This window comes from Klebsiella sp. CN_Kp100, assembly GCF_040065315.1.
Taxonomy (GTDB): Bacteria; Pseudomonadota; Gammaproteobacteria; order Enterobacterales; family Enterobacteriaceae; genus Klebsiella; species Klebsiella oxytoca.
Genome location: NZ_JBEAIJ010000008.1, coordinates 128432 through 141723 on the forward strand (window position 1 = coordinate 128432; position 13292 = coordinate 141723).

At 55.0% G+C, this 13292-nt stretch carries 15 protein-coding genes; 11 read left to right on the plus strand and 4 right to left on the minus strand.

What is annotated here, in order from left to right; all coding sequences use genetic code 11:
• Positions 1-25: 25 nt before the first annotated feature.
• Positions 26-1003: a DUF1852 domain-containing protein gene (locus ABLV12_RS08170; protein WP_049591916.1), complete on the plus strand. Its 978-nt coding sequence runs from the start codon at positions 26-28 to the stop codon at positions 1001-1003.
• Between the two features lie 27 nt (positions 1004-1030).
• Positions 1031-2062, plus strand: coding sequence for a methionine synthase (locus ABLV12_RS08175; protein WP_004113304.1), 1032 nt, complete (start codon positions 1031-1033; stop codon positions 2060-2062).
• Positions 2063-2299: 237 nt separating this feature from the next.
• Here ABLV12_RS08175 and ABLV12_RS08180 read toward each other — a convergent pair whose 3' ends face one another.
• The 3 genes from ABLV12_RS08180 to ABLV12_RS08190 all read right to left on the minus strand — a co-directional run bounded on the left by ABLV12_RS08180 (position 2300) and on the right by ABLV12_RS08190 (position 3605).
• On the minus strand, positions 2300-2578 hold the full coding sequence (locus ABLV12_RS08180; protein WP_064395824.1) for a hypothetical protein: 279 nt from the start codon (positions 2576-2578) through the stop codon (positions 2300-2302).
• A gap of 605 nt (positions 2579-3183) precedes the next feature.
• Positions 3184-3279, minus strand: coding sequence for a protein MgtS (mgtS, locus tag ABLV12_RS08185; protein WP_004102377.1), 96 nt, complete (start codon positions 3277-3279; stop codon positions 3184-3186).
• Between the two features lie 191 nt (positions 3280-3470).
• A complete protein-coding gene (locus ABLV12_RS08190; protein WP_348866974.1) occupies positions 3471-3605 on the minus strand; it encodes a hypothetical protein in 135 nt (44 codons plus the stop codon).
• Positions 3606-3847: 242 nt separating this feature from the next.
• Between ABLV12_RS08190 and ABLV12_RS08195 the strand changes: the two genes are divergently transcribed.
• Entirely contained in the window at positions 3848-3973 is a 126-nt protein-coding gene (locus tag ABLV12_RS08195; protein WP_004102372.1) for a hypothetical protein, read from the plus strand.
• Between the two features lie 339 nt (positions 3974-4312).
• Here ABLV12_RS08195 and ftrA read toward each other — a convergent pair whose 3' ends face one another.
• The gene (gene ftrA / locus ABLV12_RS08200) at positions 4313-5323 is read right to left on the minus strand and encodes a transcriptional regulator FtrA (RefSeq protein ID WP_335269566.1); all 1011 of its coding nucleotides are present in this window, start codon (positions 5321-5323) and stop codon (positions 4313-4315) included.
• 67 nt (positions 5324-5390) lie between these two features.
• Between ftrA and ABLV12_RS08205 the strand changes: the two genes are divergently transcribed.
• From ABLV12_RS08205 to ABLV12_RS08240, 8 genes are all read left to right on the plus strand, one after another.
• Entirely contained in the window at positions 5391-5783 is a 393-nt protein-coding gene (locus tag ABLV12_RS08205) for a rhodanese-like domain-containing protein (RefSeq protein ID WP_142471981.1), read from the plus strand.
• A gap of 149 nt (positions 5784-5932) precedes the next feature.
• Complete coding sequence (locus ABLV12_RS08210; RefSeq protein WP_004113301.1) at positions 5933-7036, plus strand: cobalamin-independent methionine synthase II family protein; 1104 nt, start codon at positions 5933-5935, stop codon at positions 7034-7036.
• A 175-nt stretch (positions 7037-7211) separates the two neighbouring features.
• Positions 7212-8483, plus strand: a complete 1272-nt coding sequence (urtA, locus tag ABLV12_RS08215) for an urea ABC transporter substrate-binding protein (RefSeq protein ID WP_004102365.1) — start codon at positions 7212-7214, stop codon at positions 8481-8483.
• Between the two features lie 81 nt (positions 8484-8564).
• The gene (urtB, locus tag ABLV12_RS08220) at positions 8565-10139 is read left to right on the plus strand and encodes an urea ABC transporter permease subunit UrtB (RefSeq protein WP_160886243.1); all 1575 of its coding nucleotides are present in this window, start codon (positions 8565-8567) and stop codon (positions 10137-10139) included.
• Positions 10139-11212 carry an urea ABC transporter permease subunit UrtC gene (gene urtC / locus ABLV12_RS08225; RefSeq protein WP_004102363.1) on the plus strand — a complete coding sequence of 358 codons (1074 nt, stop codon included), beginning with the start codon at positions 10139-10141 and terminating at the stop codon, positions 11210-11212. Before urtB ends, urtC begins: the two co-directional genes overlap by 1 nt.
• On the plus strand, positions 11212-12009 hold the full coding sequence (urtD, locus tag ABLV12_RS08230; protein WP_004113299.1) for an urea ABC transporter ATP-binding protein UrtD: 798 nt from the start codon (positions 11212-11214) through the stop codon (positions 12007-12009). The genes urtC and urtD overlap by 1 nt, the downstream gene beginning before the upstream one ends.
• A gap of 9 nt (positions 12010-12018) precedes the next feature.
• A complete protein-coding gene (gene urtE, locus ABLV12_RS08235) occupies positions 12019-12717 on the plus strand; it encodes an urea ABC transporter ATP-binding subunit UrtE (protein ID WP_004102361.1) in 699 nt (232 codons plus the stop codon).
• Between the two features lie 166 nt (positions 12718-12883).
• A partial coding sequence (locus tag ABLV12_RS08240; protein ID WP_348866975.1) for an IS110 family transposase occupies positions 12884-13292 on the plus strand: 409 nt, incomplete at its 3' end.

Below are 13292 nucleotides of genomic sequence, written 5' to 3' on the forward strand. Positions count from 1 at the left end.
TGCAAAACCAGGATGCCAGATCGCCATGAATAAAGATTTTACGTTTACCATTAAAAGCACACTGTTTGATGAAAACTATAACCCCTCGGAAAGTACGCGTATTACGACCAACTTTGCTAATCTGGCTCGCGGCAAAAATCGGCAGGAGAATTTGCGCAACACCTTAGTCATGATAGACAATCGGTTCAATACGCTGGCGCATTGGGATAATCCCAAAAGCGATCGCTACTCTGTTGCGTTGAATATTATTTCCGTGGAAATGGTTATTGAAGAGACTGGAACCACCTTTCCGGCGATTGAGATATTGCAAACCACAATTATTGATAAAAGAACGGGTGAGCGTATTGAAGGCATCGTTGGCAATAATTTCTCCTCGTATGTTCGCGACTATGACTTCAGCGTATTGCTACCGGACCATAATAAACAACGTTCTGGCTTTAGCATCCCAGATGATTTTGGCGACTTGCACGGGAAGATCTTTAAGCATTTCGTTCATTCCGCCGAATATAAAGCCAATTTCAAAAAGCCGCCGGTGATCTGCCTCAGCGTGTCCAGTAAAGACACCTATCAGCAGACCGGAAACCGCCATCCGGTATTAGGCCTTGAGTATCGGCCTAACGCCTCGTCTTTGACCGAGCAGTATTTTGCAAAAATGGGCCTGCAGGTCCGCTATTTTATGCCGAAAAACAGCGTAGCGCCTTTGGCATTTTATTTTACCGGAGATTTACTGAGCGATTACAGCAGCCTTGAGCTGATGAGTACCATCAGCACGATGGAGACGTTCCAGAAGATATACCGGCCTGAGATCTACAACGCTAACTCCGCAGCAGGCCTGTGCTATCAGCCGGATCTGAATCATCAGGATCATTCGTTAACCAAAATAGTTTATGACCGGGAAGAGCGTAGCCAGCTGGCTATAGAGCAGGGGAAGTTTACTGAAGAGCACTTTATCAAACCGTATAAAAATATTCTTGAGCAGTGGTCTGCTTATTCCGCTCTTTAATCCATCGCAGATATAAGGCTATTTATAATGAAAAAATTACTTCCTACTTCAACGGCCGGCAGTTTACCGAAACCTTCCTGGCTTGCAGAGCCTGAGAAACTATGGTCTGCATGGAAACTCGAAAGCCAGGAATTAATCGACGGGAAAAAAGATGCGCTGAGTTTGTCCTTATTCGATCAGCTACGCGCCGGCATTGATATCGTCAGCGATGGCGAACAAACGCGCCAGCACTTTGTCACCACGTTTATTGAGCACCTCAGCGGCGTGGATTTCGCAAAGCGCGAAGTCGTCAAAATCCGTAATCGCTATGATGCAAGCGTCCCGACCGTCGTGGGGGCCGTCGAGCGGCAAAAGCCCGTTTTTGTTGAAGATGCGCGTTTTTTACGTCAGCTTACCAAACAGCCGATCAAATGGGCGCTCCCCGGGCCGATGACTATGATTGATACGCTCTATGACGATCACTATAAGAGCCGCGAAAAACTCGCCTGGGAATTTGCGAAAATACTCAATCAGGAAGCCAAAGAGTTGGAGGCCGCCGGCGTTGATATTATTCAGTTTGACGAGCCCGCCTTTAACGTATTCTTTGACGAGGTCAATGACTGGGGGATCGCGGCATTAGAAAGAGCCGTTGAAGGGCTTAACTGCGAAACTGCGGTGCATATCTGCTATGGATATGGCATCAAAGCCAATACCGACTGGAAAAAGACGCTGGGGACGGAGTGGAGACAGTATGAAGAAGCGTTTCCTCAACTGCAAACCTCCAGCATCGATATCATTTCGCTGGAATGTCATAACTCGCATGTTCCCATGGATCTGCTTGAACTGATTCGCGGTAAAAAAGTGATGGTGGGCGCTATCGACGTGGCGACCAATGCGATCGAAACGCCGGAGGAGGTCGCCGCAACCTTACGTAAGGCGCTGCAGTTTGTTGATGCCGATAAGCTTTATCCTTCAACCAACTGCGGTATGGCGCCGCTATCGCGGCGGGTCGCAACCGGCAAGCTCAATGCGTTAAGCGCCGGGGCGGAAATTATTCGCAGGGAACTTCAGGGTAAATAGCACCCAGAGCTGTGCGCGTGGCGGCATAATCTGGGCGTTAATCACAGACGCCTGTCTGGCCCTGAATTAACCGTTTGTTGTCAAACCGCCATCGAGCCGCAAAAGGGCAGGTAAGCATTGCCGCTGCTGACTATCCGATATTCAGCGCAGGGAATAGCGGCAATGCGATATTTCTGACGTAGTGATTAACTGCTGAGCGATGAACCTGCAGGATAAATCAATAAGTAGCGCCCGGCGCTACTTAAAATATTTATCCAGCGGATCGTGATGACGGTATTTTCTAAAGAAAAATAGCCAGTAGACAAAACCCAGGCTAGCGCCCAGCCCGGCAAACTGCAGATAAAGAATTTTACGCAGATCAAGAAGGTTCAAAAATGAATACGAGCCTTGCCACATATCAATAATCCCGCCGTTTATCACCAGGTCCGTGAACAGCGCCAGTGCCGGCAGGGCAACAGCGTAGGCCGCCATAAGGTATAACAGTGCTGCCAGCCTCATTTTGGTATTGATACGCATATTTCTCCCTCCTTGCCAGTAATCAACAAGTATAACATGGCTCATCACGAGCCTGTCTGCGGTCAGCGATATTTGAATCTGATACCTCGGATTAAAGTTATGGGTTAAGGAGGCTCTGGCTGATGCTGCAATGTGGGTTGCAGGTTGGGGCGTTGGTAAGGTTGTAGCCCCCGCTATCATGTTATGGGAAAAAAGACATATACTTAGATATCCTTCAAGGGAGTTTATTGCAAATAAGAAGCGTGTCCACTCATGGTGCCTTTTTTAAAGCAAGGGATAGGTCTGTATATTATGAATCTCAGCTTATACATGAGTTTTACTTACTGTTGAAGTATGATGATTTTAATGATTTAGATATTTGCTTTTTAAATAAAAATGCTCGCTGGTACTATGAGGACTGTAGTGAAAAGAAAAGTTTCTTATACGAGCATCAATTAAAGAGAATTTCTTCTCTGTTCTCTTTGGTTCCGGAGGAAATGAGAAATAAACTTGAATGGCACGGGCCAGAGGTTAAATAGCTTTACCAAGAAAAATCACGCTAACAAAAACGCCCCCTGGTGCATCAGCAGCAGGGGGCGTTTACGGGTGGGGATTATCGTCGTTCATCAGTCATCCCATTTGTGGCTTAGATACGCGGCAAGAAATCCAAAGAACAGAATGGTTCCCAGAACTGCCATAAATACATGCATATTTCCCAGCATGATTAACCTCCATTAGTTTTGCTATGCGTTAAATTGTCCTCATTGAACAGGTTTACGGTTGTTGAACATATCTTAACTTGCGCAATCTAAACAAATGCTTAACAAATTGCCCAAAGTGACTATTTCACAGACCAAAAAGCCGCCTATCGGTCAGGCTGTATACTCTTTTGATGCTGCAACGGGCTAAGCATCTACTGCTGGCCGAATTGATGGCGCAGGATACAGCCATTGGCGAAACCACACAGAGCAGCAGGAAATTGGTAATTAACAAGCACAAGCGGTAAAAAAATACTTTTTAAATAATCTTTAACGATATCAATACTCATATTAAAAATTACCTCATTGAATAGCGATTTACTCAATAACTCCTTAGCTATAATTCATTCTGCACTATAGTTAACGAGTAGCACAACGCTACATATGCTAATGGAGTTTCCTATGAAATCTTCAACTGTAAATTCAGAAAAAGACCAGCCAAAACAGCCGAAAAAAATGCCTGAAGATGATAAAGGCAGCCAGAAACCGAACAAAAGCAAATAGCCCTTTCACACGTTGTTTAGGAGGCATTATGGTAGAACGCCCAGATATTACTGAACCGCTACCGGGTACTGACCCTTTACCTGACGAAGATTTACCTGAAAGTCCGGACGTAAACGATCCGGTAGTCCCTGAAGACCCGGATGTCATTAAATAACGGCTGTCAGGATATTCAAAAAACCGCCTTTTATTTCGGGCGGTTTATTTCTTTTAAGCTCATCTCCGCAGACTGATTTATATCGATAAAAGACGACGACAATTGCGGTGGTTTTCACTTTGCTTTTGAATGAATAACCGCGTAGTCGCTTTCGGTCGGTATCAATATGCCGGCACGATTTTTCCGGCCAGGCTTATCGTTCACTGGCCATAGAATATGAATTGACGGCCCAGTGTCTCGCACTAGCGATATGCGCGTATCTAAGATGACACGTGAAGTAACAGAGCCAGCAAAACAATCATTTACCACATTCCTCCGAGCGACAGTATCGCTGATAAATTACGCTCGGTTTGTTTCACTCTGCATCTTTTTTCGATACTGCAACGGGCTAAGCGCATACTGCTGGCGGAAGTGATGGCGCAGGGTGCTGGCATTCGCGAAACCGCAAAGCTCGGCAATCTGCTCAACGCTCAGGCGGCTGTGGGTTAAATGCTGGGTCGCGCGCAGCAGTCGCTCATCAAGCAGCCAGCGGGCAGGGGTTTTACCGGTAGCGTCTTCAAAACGGCGTAAAAAGGTCCGTGAGCCCATACCGGCTCTTTCCGCCAGCGATGCCACGGTATGGTTGGCGGCGAGATTCTGGTGCAGAAAATCGAATAATAGTCCGAGTCGCTGGCTTTCTCGCGCTTTGGCTACCGGCCGAACAATCTGCTGCGCCTGTCCGCCGTCGCGATGGGGGGACACCACTAAACGCCGCGCGACAATATTCGCCGCATCAATACCGAAGTCCTCGCGCACCAGATGCAGACATAAATCGATTCCTGCGGCGCTGCCTGCGGAGGTCATCACGCCCTCAGCGCCGACGTACAGCACGTCATCAATGACTTCAATCAGCGGAAAACGCGCCCGCAGCTGATCGGTGTAGCGCCAGTGGGTGGTCGCCTGGCGGCCGTTAAGCAACCCGGCAGCGGCCAGAACGAACACCCCGGAGCAGATCGAAATTATCCGGCAGCCCCGCGCATGGGCGGCAACCAATGCCTGGCACAGGTCAGGCGGTACAGAGGAATCGATACTGCGCCAGCCGGGCACTACGATCGTGTCCGCTTCGCTTAACAACGACATGCCGCCGTCGGTCATCAGACGTATCCCGCCGGTTGCCCGCAGCTCGCCTTCATCCACCGCGGCCACGGCGAAACGATACCAGCGCTCGCCCATTTCCGGACGCGGCAGGCCGAAGATCTCTACCGCGACGCCAAATTCAAAGGTACACAGGCCATCGTAGGCGAGGGCAACCACCCGGTGGCGTGACAACGTCACTGATGGGATTGTCATGATTTCAGCGTTTTCAGTCATGGTTATCGGCAGATGTCGTGCAGGCGGTTAATTAAAGTAGTGGTACCACAGACAAGGAGAAGATGCCATGAGTGTTGTAACCGCGATTACCCCCGCCAGCTCTACCGATGCCGCCGCCTGGTTTCGTCATAAGCTAAGCCTCGAAACTGACTGCGCCGATGTCTACAGCGCGATGCGCGAAGAAGAGGTGGATTTTGTTCTGCTACATGTCGTCGGCAGTGAGGAAACCTTTGCCCGTCGTCATCTGCCGGGGGCCCTGCATTTACCGCACCGACAAATTGATGCAACCCGAATGGCGCAGTGGCCTGAGGATACGCTGTTTGTGGTTTACTGCGCCGGGCCGCATTGTAACGGAGCAGATGTTGCCGCCATGAAGCTGGCGCTGCTGGGACGTCCGGTAAAAATGATGCTCGGCGGCCTGACAGGCTGGGAAGATGAAGGGCTACCTTTCGCAAAATGAATTTATTTCATGTGCCATGAATTATTCTCGTTTGCCGATGAATCGTCTGCATGACAGTATCTGGACATATAGACATCCAGAAGTCTAAATATTCAAATAATGAACTATCACGGTGGGCAATTAACCTTGCCCGCCGCTAAGGAGACACCATGCAACGTCATCAGGCCCCGTTCCGCGCAGATATCGTCGGCAGTTTTTTACGTCCGGACGCCATCAAACAGGCTCGCCAACAGCTGGCTGCAGGCGCTATTGACGCGCAGCAGCTACGGCAGATAGAAAATGAAGCTATTCGTCATCTGGTGCAGCAGCAGTGCGAGTGCGGGCTGCACGTGGTGACCGACGGTGAGTTCCGCCGCGCGTGGTGGCACTTTGATTTCTTTGACGGTTTACAGGGCGTCGAACGCTACGATTCCGAAAAGGGTATTCAGTTCAACGGAGTACAGACCAAAGCGCACGGGGTACGCGTCACCGGTAAACTGGCTTTTGGCGATCACCCGATGCTGGAGGATTTTCGCTATCTGAAGAGCATCAGCGGCAGCGCGCAGCCGAAAATGACCATCCCCAGCCCAAGCGTTTTACACTTCCGCGGCGGGCGCAAAGATATTGACGCGACGGTTTATCCGGACCTCGCTGACTATTTCGACGATCTGGCGACCACCTGGCGCGATGCCATCCGCGCCTTCTACGATGCGGGCTGCCGCTATTTACAGCTTGATGACACCGTCTGGGCCTATCTGTGCTCCGATGAACAGCGCCAGCAGGTACGCGATCGCGGCGAAGATCCCGATGAGCTGGCGCGCATCTATGCCCGCGTGCTGAATCAGGCCCTGGAGGGAAAACCGCAGGATCTGACCGTTGGTCTGCACGTATGCCGCGGTAACTTCCGTTCAACCTGGATATCCGAGGGCGGGTACGAGCCGGTTGCCGAAGTGCTGTTCGGTGGAGTGAACATCGATGCCTTCTTCCTGGAGTACGATAACGACCGTTCCGGCGACTTCGCGCCGCTGCGCTTTATCCGCCCTGGCCATCAGCAGGTGGTGCTGGGTCTGATCACCACTAAAAATGGCGAGCTGGAAAACCCGGAAGGCGTGAAGGCGCGTTTGCGGGAGGCGGCGCAGTACGTCCCGCTGGAGCAAATTTGCCTTAGCCCGCAATGCGGTTTTGCCTCTACCGAAGAGGGGAACTCGCTGACGGAAGCCCAGCAGTGGGACAAGGTCCGTCTGGTCACCGGTATCGCCGCTCAGGTCTGGTAACGCTTTTATAGCGCAGCGTTGCACTATTTTAAGGCAACGCTGCCCGTCGCTTCGCTTTTCCCGTCTGGTTCATCACGCTTTCACGCCCCTGCAAAAGCTGGCATTGTTTTTGCCTTATCACTTCCGGTTAGTCGTTAATTCATTTTTGTTTTTGCGCTATTCAGGAGTGACACACATGCAGCGTCGAACACTATTAAAAGCTTTTGCTCTCTCCGCCTCTGTTATCAGCATGGGCTTCTCCTTGCAGGTATACGCCGCCGACACCATCAAAGTCGGGATTATGCATTCGCTCTCAGGGACGATGGCGATTTCCGAAACCCCGCTTAAAGAGGTCGCCCTGATGGCGATCGACGACATTAACGCCAAAGGGGGCGTGCTGGGTAAAAAGCTGGAGCCGGTGGTCGTTGACCCGGCCTCAAACTGGCCGCTGTTTGCGGAAAAGGCGCGTCAGCTGCTTACGCAGGATAAGGTCGCGGCGGTGTTCGGCTGCTGGACCTCGGTGTCGCGCAAATCGGTTCTGCCGGTATTTGAAGAGCTGAACGGCCTGCTTTTCTACCCGGTACAGTATGAAGGCGAGGAGATGTCGCCGAACGTCTTCTACACCGGCGCAGCGCCAAATCAGCAGGCTATCCCGGCGGTGGAATATCTGCTGAGCGAAGACGGCGGCGGGGCGAAGCGCTTCTTCCTGCTGGGTACCGACTACGTTTATCCGCGCACCACCAACAAAATTCTCCGCGCGTTCCTGCACGCCAAAGGCATTCAGGATAAAGACATCGAAGAGGTCTATACCCCGTTCGGCTATAGCGATTACCAGACCATCGTCGCCAACATTAAGAAGTTTTCCGCCGGCGGTAAAACGGCGGTGGTTTCCACGATCAACGGTGATTCCAACGTTCCGTTCTATAAAGAGCTGGCTAACCAGGGGCTAAAAGCGACCGATGTTCCGGTAGTGGCCTTCTCGGTGGGTGAAGAGGAGCTGCGCGGGATTGATACCAAACCGCTGGTGGGCAATCTCGCGGCGTGGAACTACTTCGAATCCGTGGATAACCCTACCAACAAACAGTTTGTCGCCGATTATCGCGCCTGGGCCAAAGCGCATAAGCTGCCGAACGCGGATAGTGTGGTCACCAACGATCCGATGGAAGCAACCTGGGTCGGTCTGCATATGTGGGCCCAGGCGGTAACCAAAGCGGGGACCACCGATGTCGATAAAGTTCGGGAAGCCATGGCCGGTCAGACCTTTAAAGCGCCGTCGGGCTTCACCCTGACGATGGATGCGACCAACCATCACCTGCATAAACCGGTCATGATCGGTGAAATCGAAAGCAACGGCCAGTTTAACGTGGTCTGGCAGACTGAAGCACCCGTTCGCGCCCAGCCGTGGAGCCCGTGGATCGCCGGAAACGACAAAAAACCGGATCACCCGGTAAAAAGCGCCAGTAACTAAACGTTGAACCCCGGCGCTAAGCCGGGGTGACGGATTCTGTCGTTCGGGCACGGCCCGATTTCCCGGGTAAGGAGGACCACCATGAACCCATTGCGCCTTATGAGTTATTTTGCGCTGCTGCTGGTATTGATGCCGTGGCGGGCGCAGGCAGCCGACGCCGACGATTTCGTGGCAGCCACCCGCAGCCAACAGGCGCTGCTGCTTGAGCAGTGGGCCGTCGCGCCTGCAGCGCCGCGTTTACCGCTGCTAAGGGCGCTGAAAAGCGAGACATTACAATCGGACAGTCGCGGTCATGCGTTCAGCAAGCAGGGTGATAAGCTACTGGCGTTGGGCGCGGTTGCGGCTCCCGAAGGAACAATAAAACCGGTACGCCTGACCAATCGTCTGCGTAACCTCGCGGCAGGGGCGCTGGCCACGCATCAGCTGGTCAGTGACAACGTCACGGAAAGGGCCTCTGCGGCAAAAACCCTCCAGCGCGAAGCGACGCCAGAAATGGCGGTCCTGTTACAGCAGCGCCTGACGGCGGAAACCGACGGCGCGGTCAAATCGCTGCTGGAAATTGCGCTTGCTCGTCTGCAGCTAACCAGTCCGCAGCCTGCGCAGAGGCTGGCGGCCATTGAACGGCTCGGTCACTCAGGCGACCCGGAAACCCAGGCGCTGCTGACGCCTTATACCGACGCCCGGCATGAGCCAGACCCGGCGATCCGCACGGCGGCGCAGGAGAGCCTGAGCAAAATCCAGCACCGCCTGCTGCTGGGCGATCTGCTCGGACAGGCGTTTATGGGCCTCTCCCTCGGCTCTGTCCTGCTGCTCGCCGCGCTCGGCCTGGCGATCACCTACGGACTGCTGGGGGTCATCAACATGGCCCACGGCGAAATGCTGATGATTGGCGCCTACAGCTGCTGGCTGGTTCAGCAGGCGCTGGCGCAGCTGGCCCCGCAGTGGCTGGCCTTCTATCCGCTGATTGCGCTGCCGGTGGCGTTTCTGATTGCCGGCGGGATCGGCATGGCGCTGGAGCGCACCGTGATCCGTCATCTCTACGGTCGCCCGCTGGAGACGCTGCTGGCCACCTGGGGGATCAGCCTGATGCTGATCCAGCTGGTGCGGATGCTGTTTGGCGCGCAGAACGTCGAGGTCGCCAATCCGGCGTGGCTTTCCGGCGGCGTGCAGATTCTGCCGAATCTTATCCTGCCGTGGAACCGTCTGGCGGTACTGGCCTTTGTGCTGCTGGTGCTGCTCTTCACCTGGTTGACGCTGAACAAAACCCGCCTCGGGATGAACGTGCGGGCGGTGACGCAGAACCGCGCGATGGCGGCCTGCTGCGGCGTCCCTACCGGCCGGGTCGATATGCTGGCGTTTGGTCTCGGCTCCGGTATTGCCGGACTGGGCGGCGTTGCGCTATCGCAGCTCGGCAACGTCGGGCCAGAGCTGGGCCAGGGCTACATTATCGACTCCTTCCTCGTGGTGGTGCTCGGCGGCGTCGGTCAACTGGCCGGCAGCGTGGCGGCGGCGTTTGGTCTTGGCATCTTTAACAAAATCCTTGAGCCGCAAATGGGGGCCGTGCTGGGCAAAATCCTGATACTGGTACTGATTATCCTGTTTATCCAGAAACGTCCTCAGGGACTGTTCGCCCTCAAAGGGAGGGTTATTGACTGATGAGCCAACCTGTTACCTTAACGCTGGCGCGCAAAGCGCCGCGCCCGCTGCGGTGGATCGGCATTCTGCTGCTGTTGGGCCTGCTGAGTATGCCGTTTCTGGCGCTGCTGCCTGCTACGCATCCGCTGGCGGTTTCCGCCTGGCTGCTGACGCTGACCGGTAAGATCCTCTGCTACGCTATTGTCGCTGTCGCGCTGGATTTAGTCTGGGGCTATGCCGGGATGCTCTCGCTTGGCCATGGGATCTTTTTTGCCCTCGGCGGCTACGCCATGGGCATGTATCTGATGCGCCAGGCGGCGGGCGACGGACTACCGGCCTTTATGTCGTTTTTATCGTGGAGCGAGCTGCCGTGGTTCTGGTGGGGCACCCAGCATTTTGCCTGGGCGATGCTGCTGGTGGTGCTGGTGCCCGGTCTGCTGGCGCTGGTGTTTGGCTGGTTTGCCTTTCGCTCGAAAATCAAAGGCGTCTATTTTTCGATCATGACCCAGGCGCTGACCTACGCCGGAATGCTGCTTTTTTTCCGCAACGAAACCGGCTTTGGCGGTAATAACGGCTTTACCGGCTTTACCACGCTGCTCGGTTTCCCCGTCACCGCCATTGGTACCCGGGCGGCGCTGTTTATGGCGACGGTGCTGCTGCTGTTGCTCACTCTGTGGATTGGCTATTTGCTGGCGCAAAGCAAATTTGGCCGCGTGCTGACGGCGGTGCGCGATGCTGAAAACCGCCTGATGTTCTGCGGCTACGACCCGCGCGGATTTAAGCTACTGGTCTGGACGCTTTCTGCCGTGCTGTGCGGCCTTGCGGGGGCGCTGTACGTGCCGCAGGTCGGGATCATCAACCCCAGCGAAATGTCGCCAACCAACTCTATCGAGGCGGCCATCTGGGTGGCGCTGGGCGGTCGTGGAACCCTAATCGGCCCGGTGCTTGGCGCAGGGCTGGTCAACGGCGCGAAGAGCTACTTTACCATGGCGATGCCGGAGTACTGGCAGCTGTTTCTGGGGCTGATTTTTATTATCGTGACGTTGTTTTTACCGCGTGGCGTTATCGGCCTGCTGCGTAAAGGAGATCGCTGATGCAACCGGATGAAGAGCTCTTTACCCGCCAGCTGCCGACGGACCGTTTTCGTGAGCAGACCGATCCGGTGCTGCAGCTGGAAAAGATTAACGTCAACTTTGACGGTTTTCAGGCGCTGACCGACCTGTCGCTGCAGATTGGCGTCGGCGAACTGCGCTGCGTGATTGGGCCGAACGGCGCCGGTAAAACCACCCTGATGGACGTCATCACCGGCAAAACCCGGCCGCAGAGCGGCAGGGCGCTTTACGATCAGTCGGTGGACTTAACGACCCTCGATCCCATCGCCATCGCCCGGCAGGGGATCGGACGCAAGTTCCAGAAACCGACGGTCTTTGAGGCGCTGACGGTGGCAGAGAATCTCGAACTGGCAATGAAAGGTGATAAATCGGTGTGGGCCAGCCTGCGGGCGCGCCTGAACAGCGAGCAGGCCGACCGAATCAGCGAAACCCTGCGCCTGCTGCGCCTGGAGGGCGAACGCCATCGGCCGGCGGGGCTGCTGTCGCACGGGCAAAAGCAGTTTCTTGAGATCGGCATGCTGCTGGTGCAGGAGCCGCATCTGCTGCTGCTGGACGAGCCCGCAGCCGGGATGACCGATGCAGAAACGGAGTATACGGCCGAGCTGTTCCGCACCCTTGCCGGTCAGCATTCGCTGATGGTGGTTGAGCATGATATGGGCTTTGTCGAGACCATCGCCGACCGGGTGACGGTGCTGCATCAGGGACAGGTGCTGGCGGAAGGATCGCTGCGCGAGGTGCAGGCCAACGAACAGGTAATTGAAGTTTATCTCGGACGCTAAGGAGCGCGGATGCTACAGGTTAATCAACTACATCAATATTATGGCGGCAGCCATATTCTGCGCGGCGTCGATTTTGCCGCGCGTCAGGGGGAGGTCACCTGCCTGCTCGGACGCAACGGGGTGGGGAAAACCACTTTGCTGAAGTGCCTGATGGGGCTGATCCCGGCGCGCAGCGGCGAGGTGCTGTGGCAGGAGAAGAATATCACCCACCGTAAACCGCACCAGCGGGTGCAGTCGGGGATCGCCTACGTGCCCCAGGGGCGGGAGATTTTTCCACGCCTGACGGTTGAGGAGAATCTGCTGATGGGGCTGTCCCGCTTTCCCGCCCGCGACGCGCGCGCGGTGCCGGAAGAGATTTATCAGCTGTTTCCGGTGCTGAAAAGCATGAAGCAGCGGCGCGGGGGCGATCTTTCCGGCGGGCAACAGCAGCAGCTGGCCATTGGCCGCGCGCTGGCCAGCCGCCCGCAGCTGCTGATTCTTGACGAACCGACGGAAGGTATTCAGCCGTCGGTCATCAAGGAGATTGGCGAAGTTATCCGCCAGCTGGCGAATCGCGGTGATATGGCGATCCTGCTGGTCGAGCAGTTCTACGATTTCGCCGCCGGGCTGGCGGACCGCTACCTGGTGATGTCGCGCGGGGCGATTATCCAACAGGGCAGCGGCAGCGATATGGAAGCCGAAGGCGTCCGCGGGATGGTTACCATATAGGCCTTTCCCGGATGGAAATCTCTCCCCGGCTCGCGCTGCGCTTAGCCGGGCTACAGGTATACAGCCGTCTGCTGGCCCGTAGCCCGATGTGATGGACACCTCCCCCTTACGGCATCAAAGTGCCAGACTGAGGTGTACCTACAGTTAACTGGAGGAGGTGTCCATCATGAATATTAAACGTATTGGTCTCGACCTGGCAAAAAATGTCTTCCAGATACATGCCGTGGATCACCGTGAGCATGTTGTCCTTCGTAAAACCCTGCGCCGTGACCGCATGGCGGCCTTTTTCACCCAACTCTCACCGTGCCTTATCGGTATTGAAGCCTGTGGCTCTGCCCACTACTGGGCCCGGGAGCTGACCCGTATGGGGCATACCGTACGCATTATCCCGCCCCGGCTGGTTAAGCCTTATCTTAAAGGCCAGAAGAATGATGCCAACGATGCCGAAGCTATCTGCGAGGCTGTCAGCCGCCCCGGGATGCGCTTCGTGGCGATCAGAACGGAAAGGCAGCAGACGCTGCAGGCGGAGCACCGCGTCCGGGCCAGACTCATCCGTGCCCGGACAGCCCTGAGCA

Coding starts and splice junctions, on each gene's coding strand:
- ABLV12_RS08170 (WP_049591916.1), top strand. CDS start 26: ATGAATAAAGATTTTACGTTTACCATTAAAAGCACACTGTTTGATGAA.
- ABLV12_RS08175 (WP_004113304.1), top strand. CDS start 1,031: ATGAAAAAATTACTTCCTACTTCAACGGCCGGCAGTTTACCGAAACCT.
- ABLV12_RS08180 (WP_064395824.1), bottom strand. CDS start 2,578: ATGCGTATCAATACCAAAATGAGGCTGGCAGCACTGTTATACCTTATG.
- mgtS (WP_004102377.1), bottom strand. CDS start 3,279: ATGCTGGGAAATATGCATGTATTTATGGCAGTTCTGGGAACCATTCTG.
- ABLV12_RS08190 (WP_348866974.1), bottom strand. CDS start 3,605: ATGAGTATTGATATCGTTAAAGATTATTTAAAAAGTATTTTTTTACCG.
- ABLV12_RS08195 (WP_004102372.1), top strand. CDS start 3,848: ATGGTAGAACGCCCAGATATTACTGAACCGCTACCGGGTACTGACCCT.
- ftrA (WP_335269566.1), bottom strand. CDS start 5,323: ATGACTGAAAACGCTGAAATCATGACAATCCCATCAGTGACGTTGTCA.
- ABLV12_RS08205 (WP_142471981.1), top strand. CDS start 5,391: ATGAGTGTTGTAACCGCGATTACCCCCGCCAGCTCTACCGATGCCGCC.
- ABLV12_RS08210 (WP_004113301.1), top strand. CDS start 5,933: ATGCAACGTCATCAGGCCCCGTTCCGCGCAGATATCGTCGGCAGTTTT.
- urtA (WP_004102365.1), top strand. CDS start 7,212: ATGCAGCGTCGAACACTATTAAAAGCTTTTGCTCTCTCCGCCTCTGTT.
- urtB (WP_160886243.1), top strand. CDS start 8,565: ATGAACCCATTGCGCCTTATGAGTTATTTTGCGCTGCTGCTGGTATTG.
- urtC (WP_004102363.1), top strand. CDS start 10,139: ATGAGCCAACCTGTTACCTTAACGCTGGCGCGCAAAGCGCCGCGCCCG.
- urtD (WP_004113299.1), top strand. CDS start 11,212: ATGCAACCGGATGAAGAGCTCTTTACCCGCCAGCTGCCGACGGACCGT.
- urtE (WP_004102361.1), top strand. CDS start 12,019: ATGCTACAGGTTAATCAACTACATCAATATTATGGCGGCAGCCATATT.